Here is a 19,151-nt window from a genome sequence, read left to right as displayed (position 1 = left end):
GACCTCTGGAGCGAACACGCCATGTCCGACGCCGGATCCGTCTCCAAACCCCCGATCGAAGTGATCGCCGCATCGCTGCGGGCGGAACGCGTCCGGGCGGGGCTGTCCCTCACCGAGGTCGCCCGCCGGGCCGGGCTCGCCAAGTCCACGCTCTCCCAGCTGGAGTCGGGCACCGGGAATCCCAGCCTGGAGACGCTGTGGGCACTCTGCGTGGCCCTGGAGATCCCCTTCTCGCGGCTGGTGGCCGTGCCGCGGCCGCAGGTGCAGGTGATCCGGGCGGGAGAAGGACCGGCCGTCGGCTCCGAGCAGAGCGACTACCGGGCCACGCTCCTCGCCGCCTCGCCGCCCGGGGCCCGGCGGGACGTCTACAGCGTCGCCGCCGAGCCGGGGCCGCAGCGCTCCTCGGCGCCGCACCCGCCCGGAGTCGTCGAGCACGTCGTGATCAGCTCGGGCCGGGCCCTGGTGGGCGTCGCCGACGAGCCGGTGGAGCTCCACCCGGGCGACTACATCTGCTATCCGGCCGACGTCCCGCACGTCTTCCAGGCGCTGGAGCCCGGGACTCGTGCGGTGCTCGTCTCCGAGCATCACTGAGCGTCGAGGTCCGAAGAGGGCCCTTCGGGTCAGGCCGGGCGTTTGCGGGGGGTCGACTTCTTCGTGGTCGTCTTCTTCGCGGTGCTCTTCGACGCCGTCTTCTTCGTGCCCTGGCCGGACTTGGCGGTCGACTTCTTCGCGGACGCCGTGGTCTTCTTGGCCGCCGTCTTCTTCGCCGTGGACGCCGACTTCTTGCCGCCGGTCTGCTTGGGCGCCGGGCGGGCCGTCTTGCGCTGCGGGAGCGACTTGACCTCGGCGTGCTCGCCGGCCTCCTCGCCCCGGGACTCGCGTGCCGCGCGGACGCTGTTCTCCAGGGCCGCCATGAGGTCGAGGACCTTGCCGCCCGTGGCCGGCTCGGGGGCCTGCGGCAGGGCCTCGCCGGCGGCCTTCGCGGCGATGACCTCCTCCACGGCCTCGCGGTACTCGTCGTGCAGGTCCTCCAGGTCGACCTCGCCCAGGGTGTCCATCAGGGCGTCGGCCAGGTCCAGTTCCTGGTCCCGGACCGTGACGCCCGTGTCGGGGGCCACGCCCTCGGGGGCGCGGACCTCGTCCGGCCACAGCAGCCCGTGCATCGCGATGGCCTCGCCGACCACCCGGAGCATGCCCAGGCGTTCCCGGCCCCGCAGCGCGAACTTCGCGATTGCCACCTTGTTGCTGCGCTTGAGCGCCTCCCGGAGCAAGGTGTACGGCTTGGCCGCCGGGGCGCCGCTCGCCTGGAGGTAGTACGCGGCGTCCATCTGGAGCGGATCGATCCGGTCGGCCGGGACGAAGGCGACGATCTCGATCGTCTTGGCCGTCGGGATCGGCAGGCTCGACAGGTCCTCGTCGGTGATCGGGATGATCGAGCCGTCCGCGTCCTCGTAGCCCTTGCCGATCTCTCCCTGGGTGACCTCGCGGTCCTCCAGCTCACAGAACTTGCGATAGCGGATGCGGCCGCCGTCCTCGGTGTGGATCTGGCGGAAGGAGATCGAGTGACTCTCGGTGGCGTTCACCAGCTTGATCGGAATGCTGACCAGGCCGAAGGAGATGGCGCCGTTCCATATGGATCTCACGTGCAGCACCCTTCCGGTCACTCTCGGGAGCGTTTGTCACGATTCGCGTGGGATTCTTATCGTATGGCGCCTATCACCGTGGTGGAGGGGCGACGGCTCCCGCTCAGCAATCTGGAGAAGGTGCTGTATCCCGCCACCGGCTTCACCAAGGGCGAGGTCCTGCACTACTACGCGACCGTCGCCGAGGTCCTGCTGCCCCATCTGCGTGACCGGGCGGTGTCCTTCCTGCGGTATCCGGACGGGCCGGACGGGCAGGTGTTCTTCACGAAGAACGTCCCGCCGGGTACGCCCGACTGGGTCACCACCGCCGAAGTGCCGCGGGTGGAGGGACCCTCGCGGATGGTCCTGGTGCAGGACCTGCCGAGCCTGATGTGGGCGGCCAACCTCGTCACGGAGTTCCACACCCACCAGTGGCTCGTCGGCTCGCCGGAGGAGGCCGACCGCATCGTCTTCGACCTGGATCCGGGAGCGCCCGCGAGCATCGTGCAGTGCTGTGAGGTCGCGCTGTGGCTGCGGGAACGGCTCGCGGCGGACGGCGTCGAGGCCTACGCCAAGACGTCCGGCTCGAAGGGGCTGCATCTGCTCGCCGCCGTGCGCGGGGCGTCCTCCGAGCGGGTGTCCGAGTACGCCAAGTCGCTGGCCGTCGAGGCGGAGAAGGCCATGCCCCGGCTCGCGCTGCACCGGATGACCAGGAACCTGCGTCCCGGGAAGGTCTTCGTCGACTGGAGCCAGAACGCCGCACGGAAGACCACGGCGACCCCCTACACCCTCCGGGCCCGCCCCGGGCCGACCGTCTCGGCGCCCGTGACCTGGGAGGAGGTCGAGGAGTGCGGCTCACCCGGCCGGCTGGACTTCCACGCCACCGACATCGCGGCCCGGGTGCAGGACTACGGCGACCTGCTCGCCCCGCTCCTCGACCCGGACAGCGCGGGCCGGCTGCCTTAGTTACCGGAGTTACGGGAGTTGCTGCTTAGTCACGGGACTTACGGTGCGCCCTCGGCAGGTACGGGCCGCGTACGCCCTCACACCCGCGTCCAGGTGTTCCGGTCCCGTGCCATCGCGTGCAGGGCCTCCACGTCCGCCGGCTTCAGGACGCCGCCCTGGCGGGCCAGGGTCTGCACCTCCAGGTCCGTGAGGACGCGGACCTCGCGCGGTGCGGCCGGGACCGACACGGCCGTCGGGCCGACCAGGGCGAGGACGGGGCGGACCTCCGCCGTCAGGGCGTAGGAGGCGCGGTCGGCGTCGGCGCGGACGCCGCGGAGCAGGGCGGTCGGTTCGCGACGGCCCAGGGTGACCAGGGGGTCGGTGACCGTCACCCGCTGCTTGCGCGCGTACAGGGCGTGCAGGGCGTACAGCCCGCCGGGGCCGATCAGCAGGTGGTGGATGCGGCTCCCGCCGGGGAGCGGGACGGAGTGCACGGCGTGCCAGCCGGCGCCGTCCAGGCGGTCCAGGGCGTCCCCGACCGTCTGCTCCGCCTCCAGGGCCCTGCGGCGCGGGTCGGGGCGCAGCCGGCGGGCCGGGCCGGGGTCGCGGTCGAGGGCGACGAGGAGGGCCTCGCCGGGGCGGTTGGGGGCCAGGTCGTCATCGGGGTGGAGGGTCAGCCGGGCGAGCTCGGCGGGGGTCGGCACCGGGGGCGGCCCCACCGTCACGGGGCCGGTGAGGAAAGGCCCGAGAACGCGGAGCACGTCGTCCTCACGGTCCTCGCCCAGCAGGTTGACCCGGCCCGCCTCACGGTCGTACCAGGCGATGTTCCTGCCGTCCGGGAGGCAGACGTACAGCCGCTCCTGACCGTGCCGCCAGGTCGGTATGACGCGCAGTCCGTCCATGCACCATCACCCCAGACCATGGGAACAGGCGGGGTGCTGCGGGGGCAAGAACCCGGCTACCTTTGAGAGGAGTTGGACCCGCCGGGCAGGCCCTCGGGCGGTGACGCTGGGGAGGCGCCGTTGCGTACCCGCAGGAAACCCGATGTACCGGCTCCGGAGAGCCCCTGGAACGAGGTCGTCCCCGGGCTGTGGATGGGCGGCCACGAGTACACCGGCGGGCTGGGCCATCCGGAGTTCGCCGTCGTACGGGACGAGTTCGACCTGGTGCAGACGCTGCTGCGGCTGCCGGGGCACGGGCCCGATCCGGACGTCCTGCACCACGTCTGGCCCATCCCCGACGGGCCCCTCGACGGGACGCAGCTCGCCGGTGTGATCCGGCTGGCCGAGGCCGCGTGCGAGGCGCTGGACGGGGGCCGCACGGTCCTCGTCCGCTGTTACCACGGGTACAACCGCTCCGGCCTCGTCGTCGCGCACGCGCTGATGCGGCGGGGGAGCTCCGCCGACGCGGCGATCCGGCTGATCCGGGACCGCCGTTCGCCCTGGGCGCTGCACAACGACCTGTTCGTCGAGTACCTGCGGGCCGGGCTGGTGACGGCCCGGCTGCTGGAGGAGCTCACCGAGTAGGACGGCACATGGGCTCCCTCGCGCGCAAATAGGACTTCCCTACGAATAAGGTGTACGGGGCCGACGGTCGGTCCGAGCCGTGTGATCACCCTCGAACCGCAGGAGTGCAGTGCCCGTCAGCCGCGTCCGCAGCCTCCCCGGCCGCCCCGATGACCTTCCCGGTCCCCCGGCCGGCCCTTCCGGCTGCCCGGACAAGCCTTTCGGCTGCCCGGACGAACCTGCCGACCGCTCGGACGAGCCTGCCGGCCGCTCGGACGAACCTGCCGACCGCTCGGACGAACCTGCCGGCCGCTCGGACGAGCCTGCCGGCCGCTCGGACGGCCCTTCGCCCCGCGCCGACGGCCGCCGCCGGAAGCGCGGAAAGGTCGCCCGGTGTGTCGCCGGTGCCGGTCTCCTGCTCCTGGGGGCCGTGGGCTGTGGGGACGCCGGGGGGCTGGAGGGGGCCGGGTCGACGCCGACGGCCGTCGGTCCGGCTCGGCTCTGGCCGGAGCTGACGCCTGCGTCCAGTCCGGCCTTCGAGATCGGCGAGGTGAACACCGACGTGGTCAAGGGTGTCGAGGTGCCCGGCGACGACATCCGCCGGGTGGACCCGGTCGGGGTCGTCCGGGCCGAGATCGCCGCGAGCCCGGGCGACTACGCCGGCGACAAGGCGCCCCACCGCGACACGAACCGCCGGATGGCCGACTGCGGCAAGGGCCCGGGGCACGGACGCTGCCCGGTCCTCAGGCCGTACTACCGGGACCTGACCGGCGACGGGCGCGACGATCTGACGCTCGGCTTCCGGCTGCTGCCCGGCAAGACCACCGCGGTGCGCGTCTACACGGTCGAGAAGCACCGGCTCGTGCAGGTGATGGCCTGGGAAGACGCGCTGAGCGGCGTCGAACTGGCCGGGCGCTCCCTCGTCATCCGTTCGCCGTCCGAGGTCGCGGGCTATGAGTACCGCCTCCAGTGGACCTGGGACCGGGACCAGCGGGCCATGCTCCTCACCCAGGACGAGATGCTGCGCACCGGCCCGCGGAAGCACTCCCTGCACCCCTCTGGCGCGCCCTCCACCACGCCCTCCGCTACCCCGTCCGCCTCCTCCCCCGGCGTCTCCCCCTCGGCGAGCACCGGATGAGACGCATGCGCCCCCAGTGGTCCGGAACGCTCGCCGCGAAGGCCGCCGCCTTCATCACCGTCATGTGCTGTGCGCTGGCCGCCCTGCTCGGCGTCCTGGTGCACGTACAGGTGACGAACCAGACCGTCGGCCAGGCCCGCGACCAGGCGCTGCAGCGGCTGACGCAGGCGACGGAGCGGTACGAGGCCGGGGACTCGCTCAAGCGTGGCGCCGGCGTGGATCCCCCGGGCCTGCCCCCGGCGCTGCGCGACCTCGCGGTCACCGGAGACCGCGGCACGATGGTCGCCGACTTCGCGGGGCGCCCCACGATGTGGGCGGCCGGGCCCGCCGACGGCCACCGGGCCCTGGCCGTGGCGGTCGACTACTCGCAGCAGGCCCGCACCATCGCGGGCCTGGACCGGGCGATCCTGTGGTCGTCGGGGCTGGCGATCGGGGCGACACTGCTGGTCGGCGCGTTCGCGGTGACGCGGGTGACGCGGCGGCTGCACACCACGGCGCTGGTGGCCCGGCGGATCAGCGCGGGCGACCTGGACGCGCGCGTGAACGACCCCCGTACGGACCCGCGGACGAAGGCCCCGGCGCGCCCGCAGGACGAGGTGGCGGCGGTCGCCGCCGCGCTGGACTCCATGGCGTCGTCCTTGCAGGGCAAGCTGCTCGCCGAGCAGCGGTTCACCGCGGACGTGGCGCACGAGCTGCGCACCCCGCTGACCGGGCTGCACGCGGCGGCCGAACTGCTGCCGCCCGGCCGTCCGACCGAGCTGGTGCGGGACCGGGTGGCGGCCCTGCGCACCCTCACCGAGGACCTGCTGGAGATCTCCCGGCTGGACACCGGCCGGGAGCGGCTGGAGCTGGACACCGAGCTGCTGGGGCCGCTGGCCGAGCGGGCGGTGCGGGGAGCGGGGAGCGACACGGAGGTCAGGGTCGTACGGGATGTGGCCGTGGAGACGGACCGGCGGCGGCTGGAGCGGGTGCTGGGGAATCTCGTGGCGAACGCGCACAAGCACGGGCGGGGGCCGGTGGTGCTGACCGTGGACGGCCCGGTGGTCACCGTCCGGGACCACGGGGACGGTTTTCCGGAGTACCTGGTGGCGCACGGGCCGCAGCGGTTCCGGACGGAGGGCGGCGCCAAGGGGCACGGTCTGGGGCTGACCATCGCTCTGGGACAGGCCGAGGTGCTGGGGGCGCGGCTGGAGTTCGGCAACGCCCCGGACGGCGGCGCGGTGGCGACCCTGAGACTGACCGCGGAGTGAGAGCCCGGGACGGCGGTCGATCGTCGCCCTGCGGGCCGCATGTGCTGGTCGCGCAGTTCCCCGCGCCCCTTCGCGGCGTCCCCCTATGGCCCAGCGTGAAGGGCGGGGTCCGCAGGGCGCTCCTAATGTGGCGATTAGTCAGCTTCGGCACCTTCGCCCCCACATGGAGGTAACCCCCATGTCCCTGCGCTCCCGCCTCTCCATAGCCACCGCCGCCGGGCTCCTCGCCGCCGCGGCCGCCGTCACGCCCGCTGCCGCCGCCGCGCACGACGACTGGGATCCGAGCGGCGGCAACGGCGGCCACCACGGCCACCACGACCCGAGCGGCGGCAACGGGAACGGGCACGGCCACCACGACCAGCGCCTCTTCAAGGGCGTCGTCACGGCGAACACGCTGGCGCTGCGCAGCGCCCCGAACCGCGGCTCGCAGATCATCCGGTTCGCCCACCGGGGCGACATCGTCAAGATCTTCTGCAAGACCGGCGGCGAGACCGTGCGGGGCAACCCCCTCTGGTACCTCCTCACGGACGGCACGTGGGCCTGGGGCGCGGCCCGCTTCATCGACAACATCGGTCCCGCGCCACGCTGGTGCTGACACTCCGTCACCCAAAGGCACACAAGACGCACTGTTTGGGTAGGTTCCGGACATGAGTAAGGCCGGAATCTCCCTGGCGACGGCGGACCCGCCCGCGCCCGCCGTCCGCCGCCTCCCCCGGCGCCGTGGCATCGAACTCGCCCTCATCGTCCTGGCCGTACTGCTGTCCGTGTACGGCTACTGCGCCGTGGGCCTCGCCCGGCACGACGCCCTCCCGCCCGGTGCCGCCGGCTACGGCGCCGGGCTCGGCGTGCTCGCGGTGCTGGCGCATCTGGCCGTGCGCCTGCGGGCCCCGCACGCCGACCCGCTCCTGCTGCCCATCGGCGTGCTGCTCAACGGGCTCGGCCTGGTGCTCATCTACCGGCTCGACCTGGAGACCCCGGGCGACCGGGCGGCACCGGCGCAGCTGATCTGGTCGACGCTGGGCGTGGCACTGTTCATCCTGGTGGTCCTGCTGCTGCGCGACCACCGGGTGCTCCAGCGGTACACGTACGTCTGTGTCGTCGCCGCACTCGTGCTGCTCACGCTGCCGATCCTGTTCCCGGCGGTGAACGGCGCCCGCATCTGGATCCGGATCGCGGGTTTCTCCATCCAGCCGGGCGAGTTCGCGAAGGTGCTGCTGGCGGTGTTCTTCGCCGCGTACCTGGCCGCGAACCGCAGCGCCCTCGCCTACACCGGCCGCCACCTCTGGAAGCTCCAGCTGCCCACCGGCCGGGTCCTCGGCCCGATCGTCGCCGTCTGGCTGGTGAGCGTCGGCGTCCTGGTCCTGGAGCGGGACCTCGGGACCTCGCTGCTCTTCTTCGGCCTGTTCGTCGTCCTGCTCTACGTCGCCACCGGCCGCACCGGCTGGATCGCCCTCGGTCTGCTGCTGGCCGCGCTGGGGGCGGTCGCCGTCGGCCGGCTGGAGCCACACGTGCACAGCAGGATCGAGACGTGGCTGCACCCGTTCGCCTCGATCGAGGCGGGCGAGGGCCCGGGCCAGCTCGCCCAGTCCCTGTTCGCCTTCGCCGAGGGCGGCATGCTCGGCACCGGCCTCGGCCTCGGTCACTCGATCCTCATCGGCTTCGCCGTGAAGTCGGACTTCATCCTGGCCACGGCGGGCGAGGAACTCGGCCTGGCGGGCCTGTCCGCGATCTTCCTCCTCTACGGACTGCTGGTGGAACGCGGCTACCGGGCCGGCCTCGCCCTGCGCGAGCCCTTCGGGCGGCTGCTCGCCGTCGGCCTCGCCTCGCTGGTGGCGCTCCAGGTGTTCGTGATCGCGGGCGGGGTGACCGGCCTGATCCCGCTGACCGGCATGGCGATGCCGTTCCTGGCGCAGGGCGGCTCGTCGGTCGTGACCAACTGGGCGATCGTGGCGCTGCTGGTGCGCGTCAGCGACTCGGCACGCCGCCAGTACGACGGGCCGGGCCCCCGGTGACGCGGCACATCCGGCACGCCGGCGTCTTCTGCGCCCTGCTGCTGGTGGCGCTGCTGCTGAACGCCGCCCGCGTCCAGGTCGTCCAGGCCCCGGCCTACGACACGAACCCCGCCAACCGCCGCCCGGAGATCTTCCGCTACGGGCAGCCGCGCGGCGACATCCTGGTCGGCGGCCGGCCCGTCACCGGCTCGAAGGACACCCGCGAGCACCTGCGCTACGAACGGACCTACACCGACGGCCCGTTGTACGCGCCGGTCACGGGCTTCGCCTCCCAGCTGTACGGGACGACGCTCCTGGAGAAGGCCGAGGACGGCATCCTCTCCGGCACGGACCCGATGCTCGCGCCGTTCCCCCTGTGGAACGACTTCACCCGCGCGCACAGCCGCGGTGGCGACGTCGTGACGACCCTCGACCCGGCCGCGCAGCGGGCGGCCTACCAGGGACTCGCCGGGCGCAAGGGCGCGGTGGCGGCGCTGGATCCGTCGACCGGCCGGATCCTGGCCCTGGTGTCCGCCCCGTCCTACGACCCCCAGCCGCTGTCCGGCAACGGAGCGGCGGCGGCCAGGGCGTGGAAGCGGCTGAACGCCGACCGGGACCGCCCGATGCTCAACCGGGCGGTACGGCAGACGTATCCGCCGGGCTCGACGTTCAAGGTCGTCACCACCGCCGCCGCGCTGGACTCCGGCGTGGTCAGGGACCTCGACGCGCCGACGGACTCCCCCGACCCGTACACCCTGCCCGGGACCCGGACCCGCCTGACGAACGCGTCCCGGGGCTGCCGGGACGCCTCCGTGCGGGAGGCCTTCACCCTCTCCTGCAACACGGTGTTCGCCAAGCTCGGCGTGGAGGTGGGCGTGACGGACATGACGGCGACGGCCCACGCCTTCGGCTTCGACAACCCGGCGCTGCGGGTTCCCTTCCCGGTGGCCCGGTCCACCTTCGACACCTCGTTCGACAAGGCCCAGCTCGCCCTGTCGTCGATCGGCCAGTACAACACCCGTGCCACACCGCTCCAAATGGCGATGGTCGCGGCGGCCGTCGCCAACGGCGGCCAGGTGCGGGAGCCGTACCTGGTGGAGCGCACGACACGACCGGGCGGCAGCACCCTCGCGACGGCGGGCTCGCGCGCGGTCCGCCAGGCGATGTACCCCTCGACCGCGGTCCGGCTGCGCGCGCTGATGCGGGAGGTGGTCGAGGACGGCACCGGACACCGGGCCGCGATCCGCGGCGCCAAGGTGGGCGGCAAGACCGGCACCGCCCAGCACGGCCTGGGCAACTCCGGTACGCCGTACGCCTGGTTCGTCTCCTGGGCGCAGGGCGACCGCGATCTGGCGCCGCGGGTGGCGGTCGCGGTGGTCGTGGAGGACGCGGAGGCGGACCGCGGGGACATCAGCGGCGGCGGCGACGCGGCGCCGATCGCCCGGGCCGTGATGAAGGCGGTGCTCAAGGCCCGTTAGTCAACAAATGGCGCCCAGGGGATTGACGGCCTTGCTGACAGGCAGTCTCATAAGGGGGACAGTGACGTGTGCACAACGAGGTGGGCAGCCATGACGACCCTGACGGAAGCCGACGCGCTCGACGGCCTGCGCGATGCCCTGGGCCTGCTCAAGGACCGGGAGCAGGTGGCCCAGCGGCTGCTCGACTCCTCCGCCAAGCACTCCTTCGACCCGGACAAGGAACTGGACTGGGACGCGCCCTTCGAGGAGGGCAAGTGGTTCTGGCCGCCGGAGCTGGTGTCGCTCTACGACACGCCGCTCTGGAAGCGGATGAGCGAGGAGCAGCGCATCCTGCTCTCCCAGCACGAGGCGGCGGCCCTGGCCTCCCTCGGCATCTGGTTCGAGATCATCCTCATGCAGCTCCTGGTCCGCCACATCTACGACAAGGCCGCGACCAGCGCACACGTCCGCTACGCCCTCACCGAGATCGAGGACGAGTGCCGCCACTCCAAGATGTTCGCCCGCCTGATATCCCACGGCGGCACACCTTGGTACCCGGTCAGCCGCGCCCACCAGCACCTGGGCCGCCTGTTCAAGACCATCTCGACCACCCCGGGTTCCTTCACGGCGACGCTCCTCGGCGAGGAGGTCCTCGACTGGATGCAGCGCCTGACCTTCCCCGACGAGCGGGTCCAGCCCCTCGTCCGCGGCGTCACCCGCATCCACGTGGTGGAGGAGGCCCGCCACGTCCGCTACGCCCGCGAGGAACTCCGCCGCCAGATGGTGACGGCCCCCAAGTGGTCCCAGGAGTTCACCCGCATCACCTCCGGGGAGTTCGCCCGCGTGTTCTCGGTGGCGTTCGTGAACCCCGAGGTCTACACGAACGTCGGCCTGGACCAGCGGGAGGCCCTCGCCCAGGTAAAGGCGAGCGGACACCGCCGCGAGGTCATGCAGACCGGCTCCAAGCGGCTGACGGACTTCCTCGACGACATCGGCGTACTGCGCGGAGTCGGACGGCGGCTGTGGAAGTCGTCGGGGCTGCTGGCCTAGGAGAACCCGCGCACGGCGAGAAGGGGACGTGTCGGGGGGTGTCCGCCCGCAGCGGTTGGCGCGTCAACGCGAGTCAGTCGGCGTCCGACCCCATCGCGCCGTTCCGAGGACGGACACCCCCCGACGCGGCCCGACCCACAAACAGCCGCAGGCGCTACGCGCACCCCCACCGAAGCAGCCACAGGCCGCCGCAGGCACCCGGCCCAACCGCCGGAGGTTACGCTGCGGGTCATGACACCAGCCGCCCCCACCCCCGCCTACCGGCGCCTCAGCGTCGAGGAACGTCGTAGCCAGCTGCTCACCGCCGCGCTGTCGCTCTTCGCGCACCGCGCCCCGGAGGACGTCTCCCTGGACGACGTGGCGGAGGCGGCCGGGGTGTCGCGGCCCCTGGTCTACCGGTACTTCCCGGGCGGCAAGCAGCAGCTGTACGAGGCTGCCCTCCGCTCCGCCGCCGACGAGCTCCGGCACTGCTTCGACGAACCCCTCGAAGGCCCCCTGCTCCCCCGTCTGTCCCGCGCCCTCGACCGCTACATGGCCTTCGTCGACGAGCACGACGCCGGCTTCAGCGCCCTCCTCCAGGGCGGCAGCGTCGTCGAGACCTCACGGACGACGGCCATCGTCGACGGCGTACGCCGCGCCGCCGCCGAGCACATCTTCCGGCACCTGGAGGTCACCGAGCCCGGCCCCCGCCTGCGGATGACCGTCCGGATGTGGATCACCGCCGTGGAGGCGTCGTCGCTCATCTGGCTCGACGAGGACAAGCAGCCCCCCACCGAGGAGCTGCGCGACTGGCTCGTCGAGCAGTTCGTGGCCATGCTGACGGTGACCGCCCGCCGCGACCCGCAGACCGAGGCCCTGGTCGTGGCCCTCGCCGAGGAAGTCTGACACTGGTCCCGTGAAGAGCGAAGACACCCCCTTCGAGGGCGGCCCCATGGACGGCAGGGTCCTGCCCGTCCTGCTCGGCATCACCGGCCACCCGCCCAAGACGTACCGCATCCCCGTCCCGGACCCCGCCGGCGGCCCGCCCACCGTCCTGGTCTACCGCCGCGTACCCCGGGGCCAGGGCAGGGTCGGCCTGACCCACCGCTGGAAGTACGAGTACGCACCGGAAGGCGCACCGGCCCGCCGGCTCAACTGGCCCTGGTCGAAGCCAGACGCCACGCCGCCCGGCAAGCGGGACGACGCCGACGGGTGACCCCGTTGCGCCGAACCGCGCACACCCACCGCGCGCACCGCGCGCACACGCCTGATCCTCACGGTGTCCGGCGGCGAACAGGCCGCCCCGCAACGGAGGTGATGGCATGTCAGGAAGCCTTCTGCGCCTGGTCTGCACGGCGGCGGTGGCAGCAGCGACCGTCCTCGCTCCCGCCCCTGCCACGGCTGCCCCGGAACCGGAATCCGACCTCGGGCAGGACCCCGCCGCGGTCTCCGACCTCCTGACGGACCTTCAGCAGCTGTACCGGAAGGCGGAACAGGCCACCGAGGCCTACAACGCCACCGAGGAGAAACTGAAGAAGCAGCGCGCCGAGACCGACCGCCTGGACCGCGCCCTCGCCCGCACCCGGCTCTCCCTGCACGACAGCCGGGGCGCGGCCGGCCGTCTGGCCCGGCAGCAGTACCAGAGCAGCACCGACATCTCCCCGTACGTACGCCTGCTCCTGGCCCGCGACCCGCAGCACGCGATCGACCAGGGCCATGTGATCGGCAGGCTGGCGCGGGAACGGGCCGGCATCGTCGGCCGGCTGACCGGCGACGAACGCGAGGCCCGGGACCTGGCCCGCAAGGCCCGCAAGGCCCTCGACGAGCAGCTCGCCCTCACCGAGCGGCGGAAGAAGGAACGGAACGAGGTCCGCGAGCGCCTCCACGACGTCGAGGAACTGCTCGCCTCCCTCAGCCGCGACCAGCTCACCGCCCTCGCCGAGTTCGAGAAGGAGGGCGTCGCCAAGGCGCAGCAGAAGTTCATCGCGTCCGGCGCGCTCAGCAGCGTCACCAACGGCGACGACAGCAAGAGCAAGGGAAACAAGAACAAGAACAGGAACAACAGTAAGAACAGAAACAACAGGAAGAACACCAACAACGGCGTCCGCAAACCGTCCGCCGAGGGCGACCGCGCCGTGCGCTACGCCGTGCGGCAGCTCGGCAAGCCCTACGAGTGGGGCGCGGAGGGCCCGGAGTCGTACGACTGCTCGGGCCTGACCTCGCAGGCCTGGGCTCAGGCCGGGGCGCCCATCCCCCGGACCAGCCAGGAGCAGTGGAAGAGGCTGAAGCGGATCCCGCTCCCTCAGCTGCGGCCGGGGGACCTGGTCGTGTACTTCCCGGAGGCCACGCATGTGGCGCTGTACCTCGGCGACGGCATGGTCGTACAGGCGCCCCGGCCGGGCGCGAAGGTGAAGGTGTCACCGATCGCGGCCAACCCGGTCCTGGGCGCCGTACGCCCGGACCCGGACGGGAAGCCCCTGCGGCGCTACGAGCCACCGGAGCTCCCCGAGGGGGCCACGGACGGGTCGGACGAGGGTTACGAGGGCTACGACGAGGATGGGACCTACGCGGCGCCCGCGCCGGACACCTCGACGAGGTAGGCCTGCGCCTTCTCCGGGTCGTAGAAGAAGTTCTCGAAGTCGGCCGGGTCGTTGAAGCCGTTGGCGAACCGGTCGGCGACCGGCTGGAGCTCACCGGCCGCGCCGATCAGGTTCAGGATGTGCTCCGGCGGCGGCGCGAGCATCGCGTTGGTCCACTTGGTGACGTGCTGCGCGGTGGCCCAGTAGCGGTCGAAGGTGGCCCTCATCCACTCCTCGTCGAACGGCTTGTCGCCGCGCTCGACGATCGAGGCGAGGTAGGCGGCCGCGCACTTCGACGCGGAGTTGGAGCCCTGTCCGGTGATCGGGTCGTTGGCCACGACGACGTCCGCCACGCCCAGCACGAGCCCGCCGCCGGGGAGGCGGCCGACGGGGTTGCGGACGGTGGGGGCGTAGCGGCCGGCCAGCGTGCCGCCGGCGTCGGTCAGTTCGACCTTGGTGGCCCGCGCGTACTCCCAGGGGACGTACCGCTCCATGAGTTCCAGGGTCAGGGAGAGGTGCTCCGCCGGGTCCTTGACGCCGTTGAAGACGTCGAGCGGGCCGCCGGGTATGCCCTCCCAGAACAGGATGTCGGCGCGGCCGGAGGTGGTCAGGCACGGCATGACGAACAGTTCGCCGACGCCCGGCACGAGGTTGCAGCGGACCCCTTCGGTGTCGGGGTGCTCGGGGCGCGGGCCCAGGCCGTGGACGTACGACACGGCCAGCGCGCGCTGCGGCTCGCTGTAGGGGGACCGCTCCGCGTCACGGCCGAACATCTGCACCAGCTCGCCCTTGCCGGCCGCGACGAGCACCAGGTCGTACGTCCGGGAGAAGTAGTCGAGGTCGCCGACGGCCGCGCCGTGGATGACGAGCTGCCCGCCGCGCTGGGCGAACGTCTCCATCCAGCCGGCCATCTTCACGCGCTGGTCGATCGACTGCGCGTACCCGTCGAGCCTGCCCAGCCAGTCGATCGCACGGGCCGCGGGACCCTCGGCCCAGGAGCCGGGGGCGGCGACCGAGACGCCGAGTCCTTCGATCTTCGGGGCCTGGGACTCCCAGAAGTTCAGCTGGAGATCGCGCTCGTGCTGAAGTGCCGTGTGGAACATGCACTGCGTCGACATGACCCGGCCGGTGCGGATCTCGTCCGCCGTCCGGTTGGACATCAGGGTGACCTCGTACCCCTGCGACTGGAGGCCGAGAGCGATCTGGAGCCCGGACTGACCGGCTCCGACGACGAGTATCTTCCGCATGCGGGGTTGTCCTCTACTCGGGGGTTTCGTCGAGCGCGTGGCCCACCAGGCCCAGGAGGGTCTCGATCACGGAGATCCGGCGACGCGCGTCCATGATCATGACAGGTATGTGTCTCGGGATGGTCAGGGCCTCCCGTACGTCCTCCGGCTCGAACAGCTCGCTGCCGTCGAAGTGGTTGACCGCGACCACGTACGGCAGCCCGGAACTCTCGAAGTAGTCCAGGACCGGGAAGCAGTCCTTCAGACGGCGGGTGTCGGCCATGACGACGGCGCCGATCGCGCCGCGCACGATGTCGTCCCACATGAACCAGAACCGCTGCTGGCCCGGCGTGCCGAACAGGTAGAGCACCAGGTCGTCGTCGAGCGTGATGCGCCCGAAGTCCATGGCGACGGTGGTGGTGGTCTTGCCCGGCGTGGCGGTGAGGTCGTCGTGGGCCTCGCTCGCCTCGGTCATCAGCGCCTCGGTCTGCAGGGGCGTGATCTCCGAGACGGCGGTGACCAGCGTGGTCTTGCCCACGCCGAAGCCGCCCGCCACCACGATCTTCGTGGCGATGGGGGCGCGGGTGCGGTCCGTCTCCCAGGCGTGCATGCTCTCGCCGGGCTGGACGAACGGGGATGTACCAGCGACGCCGTGAGCGGCGTCAGAGACGACGGAGTCCACTCAGCACCCTTTCCAGCAGAGCTCGGTCCGGGCGGCCCGTGCCATGGCCGGTGCCCGTTCCGTACACACGGATCTTTCCCTGGTCCGCGAGGTCGCTGAGGAGCACGCGGACCACGCCGAGCGGCATCTTCAGCAGCGCGGCGATCTCGGCCACCGTACGCATCCGGCGGCACAGTTCGACGATGGCCCGCAGCTCCGGCATGACGCGGGTGGAGAGGTTGCCGTTCGTCAGTTCCTTGCGCTCCTCCGGGGCGTCCAGCGCGGCGGTGCTCGCCACGAAGGTCTCCACGAGGAGGACGTGGCCGAAGCGGGTGCGGCCGCCGGTGAGCGAGTAGGGGCGGACCCGGGCGGGTTTGCGGTCACCGCCGCGGACCGGGAGCTGCTGCCTGGGCGTACTGCTCATCGTGCACTCCCCGTCGTCTGGGAATCCTCCAGGGATTTCCGCAGTTCGCTGCGGAGTTCGGGCGTCAGGACGTGACCGGCGCGGCCCACGAACAGAGCCATGTGGTACGCGACCACGCTCATGTCGCAGTCCGCGGAGCCGTGGACGCCGAGCAGCGAGCCGTCGCTGATGGACATCACGAACAGGCTGCCCTCGTCCATCGCGACCATCGTGTGCCGGACCCCGCCGAAGTCCATCAGCTTCGCGGCGCCGACGGTGAGGCTGCCGATGCCGGAGACGATGGTGGCCAGGTCGGCGGCGGAGCCGCGCGGGCCGGTCTTCCTGGCCCCGCCGCCCTGGAGGGCCCGACGGGCCTGCTGGTTCCGGTGGTCGTCGGAGGACAGCAGGAGCAGTCCGTCGGACGAGACGACCGCGACCGAGAGGATGCCGGGGACCTCCTCGACCAGGTTGGTCAGCAGCCAGTGCAGGTTGCGGGCCTCACTGCTCAGTCCGATCAGTCCGAAGGTACTGGGAGCGGTCAACTGCTTGCCTCCTCGACTGTGCCCCCCGTGGCTTCTTCGGATTCAGCTGGTTCTGCTGCGCCGGTGTCCGGCCGCTTGTGCGAGGCCGTCTTCTCGGCGATCTCCGCCTCCACCTCGCGGTAGCCGGCCTGGGCGCCCTGCCGGAAGCCGCCGAGGCGGCGGCGGAGGGCTTCGGCGTCCACGGAGCCGCTGCGCTGGCGTGGGGCGGTGGCCGGAGCGGTGATCTTGGGTGTGCGCTTGGGGAGGCCCTTGTCGGTGACGCGGTCCTCTTCGTCGTCGGGTGCGCGTTCATGTTCCGCCTCGGTATCGCCTTCGGCGATGTCGTTCCCACCCGCACCCCCCGTGCGGGTTTCGTCGTCGAGTGCGGGTGGCCCCTGTGGGGCGGATGCTCCGTCGGCGGCTGCGGGCTCGTGGTCCGCCGGGGCCGGCTCGTCCTGCGGGATCGGGGCCAGCAGCTCCATCGTGGTCTCGGCAGGGGTTTCCGCCGGTGCCGGTTCCGGGTGGTGCTCCGCCTCCTCCACCGTTTCTTCGTGCCGTACCGCCTTCTCCGCCAGCGCCACCAGCGGGTCCCCGTTGCCCGCGCGGCCGTGCAGGACGTTGGAGTTGGCCTCGGCGTCGGCGCCGGGGAACGCGATGGTGTGGCCGGTGCCGGAGAGCGGGCCGGAGGCGGAAACAACCGCCGCCGGTGCCGCCGCCAGCAGTGTGCGGGGCAGGACGACGACCGCCGCGACACCGCCCTGCTTCTGCTCGCGCAACTGCACGCGCACACCGTGCCGGTGGGCGAGGCGGGCCACGACGTACAGGCCGAGGCCGAGACCGTCCTCGCCCTCCTGGTCGTACGGCGCCTCCGGGTCGAAGTCGGCGAGGCGGGAGTTCAGGCGCTCCAGCCGGTCCTCGGCCATGCCGATGCCCTCATCCTGGACGGAGAGCATGACCTCGCCGTTCTCCAGCAGCCAGCCGGAGATCTCGACGGGCAGGTCGGGCGGCGAGAACGAGGTGGCGTTCTCCAGGAGTTCGGCCAGCAGGTGGGACAGGTCGTCCGCGGCGAACCCTGCGATGTGCGCGTGCGGCGGCAGCGCGGCGATCCGGACCCGCTCGTACCGCTCGATCTCGCTGACCGCCGCGCGGACGACGTCCACGAGCGGCACGGGCCCGGCGGCGTGCTGGACGTGCTCGGTGCCGGCGAGGACGAGGAGGTTCTCGCTGTGCCGGCGCATGACCGTGGCGAAGTGGTCGAGCTTGAACAGCGTGGCGAGGCGGTCCGGGTCCTGCTCGCGCTCCTCCAGGTTCTCGATGACGGCCAGTTGCCGCTCGACCAGGCCGAGCGTGCGCAGCGCGAGGTTGACGAACGTGCCACCGATGGCCGTGCGCAGCCGCTCCAGCTGGGCGGCGGACTCGGCGAGTTCACCGCGCAGTTCCTCGCGGGCGTCGGCCATCTTCTGGCGCTGGCCGACGAGGTGCTTGCGGTCGGACTCCAGTGTGGAGATCCGCTCGGTGAGGGCGACGGTGTGCGCGTGCAGGGCGTTGACGGAGCGGACGACCTGGGCGAACTCGTCGTTGCGGCCGGTGAACTTGACGGGTTCCTCGGCCGCCGGAACCTCCGCCTCGGCCAGCCGCTTCGAGCCCAGGCGCAGGACCGCGAGGGGGCGGGTGAGGCTGCGGGCCATGCCCGTGGCGACGCCGACGGCGAGCAGCATCAGGGCGCCGAGGACGGCGATGCGGATCTCCAGCGCGGTGACGTCGTCGTCGCGCAGCGCCTCCAGGTCCTTGGTGCGGCGGTCGTAGAGGGCGGACTCCACGCCGCGCATCAGGTCGACCCGGGCGGAGAGGGCCGTGTCCAGCTTCCGGGCGTTGGTCGAGCGTTCGCCGCTGGAGAGGGTCGGCTGGTCGGTGAGCGTGGCGAGGTACTTCTCGGCGGAGTTGACCTCGGTGCCGGTGACCGTGTTGTCGAACGAGGTGCGGGCCGCCTTGGGCGCGGTGTCGCGGAAGTCGGCCAGGGCCGCGTCGGAGCGCAGCCGGGCCTGCTGGGCGGCGGCGCTCAGGGCGTCGCGCTGCCGGGTGTCGGCGTCCGAGGAGGTATCGGTCGGCAGGCCGGTGACCGGGTCGATGACCGTCTCGGTGCCGCGCGGCACGCTGAGGGCGGCGAGCAGCAGCCCCCGGGCCGCGGCGGCCTGCTGCACGGCGGAGTCCAGCTCGGCCAGGGCCTGTCCGCCGGAGCCCGCGCGCGGCGGCGTCTGCTGCGCCAGCTGCTCGGCGAGCCGGTGGAGTTCGGTGACGGCGGCGGAGTACGCCTGGTGCGCTTCGAGGGCACTGCTCTTGCCGGTGAGCGCCGCCCGGCGTACGGCCGCGATGCCGTCGAGGTCGGAGCGGAGCGAGGCGGGCGTGTCGGTGTCGCCCCGCAGCTCCTCGACCTGCCGGTCCACGCGGGCGCTGTGCTGCTCGGAGGGCGCCTTGGACTTGGGGCGGCCGGCCGCGATGTAGGAGGTGACGTCGTCGCGCTCGTCGGCGAGGGAGTGCGCGAGGGCGAGGGCGTCCTGCGTCTGCTCGGCGAGCGTCACGAGCTCCTGCGAGTCGTGGAGTTGCCCGGAGGCGGCGAGGACGGAGGGGGTGCCCGCACCGGCGATGGCCGCGGCGACCACGGCCACGGCCACGATGAGCCGGTTGCGTACGTGGGTGGGGCGGCCCTTGCCGGTGGGGGGCGTCGGCTCAGCGCCCTGAACGGGGGCCGTCTGCTTGCCTGTGCGACGAGGCCGCGACATCTGCACCGGTGCTCGCATTCCTGACTCGTGAACTCATGGGCCCG

Annotated in this window: 19 protein-coding genes; 12 read left to right on the top strand and 7 right to left on the bottom strand. The window is 72.3% G+C overall.

Going from position 1 to position 19,151, the window contains the following annotated elements:
- Positions 1 to 21 precede the first annotated feature (21 nt).
- Complete coding sequence (locus tag ACZ3I3_RS24745; protein WP_467368472.1) at positions 22 to 591, top strand: helix-turn-helix domain-containing protein; 570 nt, start codon at positions 22 to 24, stop codon at positions 589 to 591.
- 29 nt (positions 592 to 620) lie between these two features.
- Here the strand turns inward: ACZ3I3_RS24745 and ku are convergent, their stop codons facing one another.
- Positions 621 to 1,643: a non-homologous end joining protein Ku gene (ku, locus tag ACZ3I3_RS24740; RefSeq protein WP_467368470.1), complete on the bottom strand. Its 1,023-nt coding sequence runs from the start codon at positions 1,641 to 1,643 to the stop codon at positions 621 to 623.
- 63 nt (positions 1,644 to 1,706) lie between these two features.
- Between ku and ligD the strand changes: the two genes are divergently transcribed.
- Positions 1,707 to 2,588, top strand: coding sequence for a non-homologous end-joining DNA ligase (gene ligD / locus ACZ3I3_RS24735; RefSeq protein ID WP_467368468.1), 882 nt, complete (start codon positions 1,707 to 1,709; stop codon positions 2,586 to 2,588).
- 77 nt (positions 2,589 to 2,665) lie between these two features.
- Here the strand turns inward: ligD and ACZ3I3_RS24730 are convergent, their stop codons facing one another.
- Positions 2,666 to 3,469: a nuclease-related domain-containing protein gene (locus tag ACZ3I3_RS24730; RefSeq protein WP_467368466.1), complete on the bottom strand. Its 804-nt coding sequence runs from the start codon at positions 3,467 to 3,469 to the stop codon at positions 2,666 to 2,668.
- 120 nt (positions 3,470 to 3,589) lie between these two features.
- Between ACZ3I3_RS24730 and ACZ3I3_RS24725 the strand changes: the two genes are divergently transcribed.
- The 10 genes from ACZ3I3_RS24725 (at position 3,590) to ACZ3I3_RS24680 (ending at position 13,537) form a co-directional block, all read left to right on the top strand.
- On the top strand, positions 3,590 to 4,093 hold the full coding sequence (locus ACZ3I3_RS24725; RefSeq protein ID WP_467368464.1) for a protein-tyrosine phosphatase family protein: 504 nt from the start codon (positions 3,590 to 3,592) through the stop codon (positions 4,091 to 4,093).
- Between the two features lie 394 nt (positions 4,094 to 4,487).
- Positions 4,488 to 5,210 (top strand): hypothetical protein, encoded by a 723-nt coding sequence (locus ACZ3I3_RS24720; RefSeq protein ID WP_467368655.1) that lies wholly within the window; start codon positions 4,488 to 4,490, stop codon positions 5,208 to 5,210.
- Positions 5,207 to 6,460 carry an ATP-binding protein gene (locus tag ACZ3I3_RS24715; protein WP_467368462.1) on the top strand — a complete coding sequence of 418 codons (1,254 nt, stop codon included), beginning with the start codon at positions 5,207 to 5,209 and terminating at the stop codon, positions 6,458 to 6,460. The genes ACZ3I3_RS24720 and ACZ3I3_RS24715 overlap by 4 nt, the downstream gene beginning before the upstream one ends.
- Positions 6,461 to 6,638: 178 nt before the next feature.
- On the top strand, positions 6,639 to 7,055 hold the full coding sequence (locus ACZ3I3_RS24710) for an SH3 domain-containing protein (protein WP_467368460.1): 417 nt from the start codon (positions 6,639 to 6,641) through the stop codon (positions 7,053 to 7,055).
- Positions 7,056 to 7,107: 52 nt separating this feature from the next.
- A complete protein-coding gene (locus ACZ3I3_RS24705; RefSeq protein WP_467368458.1) occupies positions 7,108 to 8,472 on the top strand; it encodes an FtsW/RodA/SpoVE family cell cycle protein in 1,365 nt (454 codons plus the stop codon).
- Entirely contained in the window at positions 8,469 to 9,929 is a 1,461-nt protein-coding gene (locus ACZ3I3_RS24700) for a penicillin-binding transpeptidase domain-containing protein (protein ID WP_467368456.1), read from the top strand. Before ACZ3I3_RS24705 ends, ACZ3I3_RS24700 begins: the two co-directional genes overlap by 4 nt.
- Positions 9,930 to 10,019: 90 nt before the next feature.
- Positions 10,020 to 10,958: an AurF N-oxygenase family protein gene (locus tag ACZ3I3_RS24695; RefSeq protein WP_467368455.1), complete on the top strand. Its 939-nt coding sequence runs from the start codon at positions 10,020 to 10,022 to the stop codon at positions 10,956 to 10,958.
- A 231-nt stretch (positions 10,959 to 11,189) separates the two neighbouring features.
- A complete protein-coding gene (locus tag ACZ3I3_RS24690) occupies positions 11,190 to 11,843 on the top strand; it encodes a TetR/AcrR family transcriptional regulator (RefSeq protein WP_467368453.1) in 654 nt (217 codons plus the stop codon).
- 10 nt (positions 11,844 to 11,853) lie between these two features.
- Complete coding sequence (locus ACZ3I3_RS24685; RefSeq protein WP_467368451.1) at positions 11,854 to 12,153, top strand: hypothetical protein; 300 nt, start codon at positions 11,854 to 11,856, stop codon at positions 12,151 to 12,153.
- Between the two features lie 106 nt (positions 12,154 to 12,259).
- Complete coding sequence (locus ACZ3I3_RS24680) at positions 12,260 to 13,537, top strand: C40 family peptidase (protein WP_467368449.1); 1,278 nt, start codon at positions 12,260 to 12,262, stop codon at positions 13,535 to 13,537.
- Here the strand turns inward: ACZ3I3_RS24680 and ACZ3I3_RS24675 are convergent.
- The 5 genes from ACZ3I3_RS24675 to ACZ3I3_RS24655 are packed head-to-tail and all read right to left on the bottom strand — an operon-like array spanning position 13,501 to position 19,113.
- Positions 13,501 to 14,763 carry a styrene monooxygenase/indole monooxygenase family protein gene (locus tag ACZ3I3_RS24675; protein WP_467368447.1) on the bottom strand — a complete coding sequence of 421 codons (1,263 nt, stop codon included), beginning with the start codon at positions 14,761 to 14,763 and terminating at the stop codon, positions 13,501 to 13,503. The genes ACZ3I3_RS24680 and ACZ3I3_RS24675 overlap by 37 nt on opposite strands.
- A 13-nt stretch (positions 14,764 to 14,776) precedes the next feature.
- Complete coding sequence (locus tag ACZ3I3_RS24670) at positions 14,777 to 15,424, bottom strand: GTP-binding protein (protein WP_467368445.1); 648 nt, start codon at positions 15,422 to 15,424, stop codon at positions 14,777 to 14,779.
- On the bottom strand, positions 15,405 to 15,827 hold the full coding sequence (locus tag ACZ3I3_RS24665; RefSeq protein ID WP_467368443.1) for a DUF742 domain-containing protein: 423 nt from the start codon (positions 15,825 to 15,827) through the stop codon (positions 15,405 to 15,407). The genes ACZ3I3_RS24670 and ACZ3I3_RS24665 overlap by 20 nt, the downstream gene beginning before the upstream one ends.
- On the bottom strand, positions 15,824 to 16,348 hold the full coding sequence (locus ACZ3I3_RS24660; RefSeq protein WP_467368442.1) for a roadblock/LC7 domain-containing protein: 525 nt from the start codon (positions 16,346 to 16,348) through the stop codon (positions 15,824 to 15,826). Before ACZ3I3_RS24660 ends, ACZ3I3_RS24665 begins: the two co-directional genes overlap by 4 nt.
- Complete coding sequence (locus ACZ3I3_RS24655; protein ID WP_467368653.1) at positions 16,345 to 19,113, bottom strand: sensor histidine kinase; 2,769 nt, start codon at positions 19,111 to 19,113, stop codon at positions 16,345 to 16,347. The genes ACZ3I3_RS24660 and ACZ3I3_RS24655 overlap by 4 nt, the downstream gene beginning before the upstream one ends.
- Positions 19,114 to 19,151: the final 38 nt, after the last annotated feature.

Source organism: Streptomyces sp. NPDC016851 (genome assembly GCF_055562795.1).
This window is presented reverse-complemented; position numbering and strand designations above follow the sequence as displayed.

Excerpts from the sequence above, each read along its gene's own strand:
- ACZ3I3_RS24745 (WP_467368472.1), top strand. The coding sequence starts at position 22 with ATGTCCGACGCCGGATCCGTCTCCAAACCCCCGATCGAAGTGATCGCC.
- ligD (WP_467368468.1), top strand. The coding sequence starts at position 1,707 with ATGGCGCCTATCACCGTGGTGGAGGGGCGACGGCTCCCGCTCAGCAAT.
- ACZ3I3_RS24730 (WP_467368466.1), bottom strand. The coding sequence starts at position 3,469 with ATGGACGGACTGCGCGTCATACCGACCTGGCGGCACGGTCAGGAGCGG.
- ACZ3I3_RS24715 (WP_467368462.1), top strand. The coding sequence starts at position 5,207 with ATGAGACGCATGCGCCCCCAGTGGTCCGGAACGCTCGCCGCGAAGGCC.
- ACZ3I3_RS24710 (WP_467368460.1), top strand. The coding sequence starts at position 6,639 with ATGTCCCTGCGCTCCCGCCTCTCCATAGCCACCGCCGCCGGGCTCCTC.
- ACZ3I3_RS24705 (WP_467368458.1), top strand. The coding sequence starts at position 7,108 with ATGAGTAAGGCCGGAATCTCCCTGGCGACGGCGGACCCGCCCGCGCCC.
- ACZ3I3_RS24695 (WP_467368455.1), top strand. The coding sequence starts at position 10,020 with ATGACGACCCTGACGGAAGCCGACGCGCTCGACGGCCTGCGCGATGCC.
- ACZ3I3_RS24690 (WP_467368453.1), top strand. The coding sequence starts at position 11,190 with ATGACACCAGCCGCCCCCACCCCCGCCTACCGGCGCCTCAGCGTCGAG.
- ACZ3I3_RS24680 (WP_467368449.1), top strand. The coding sequence starts at position 12,260 with ATGTCAGGAAGCCTTCTGCGCCTGGTCTGCACGGCGGCGGTGGCAGCA.
- ACZ3I3_RS24675 (WP_467368447.1), bottom strand. The coding sequence starts at position 14,763 with ATGCGGAAGATACTCGTCGTCGGAGCCGGTCAGTCCGGGCTCCAGATC.
- ACZ3I3_RS24665 (WP_467368443.1), bottom strand. The coding sequence starts at position 15,827 with ATGAGCAGTACGCCCAGGCAGCAGCTCCCGGTCCGCGGCGGTGACCGC.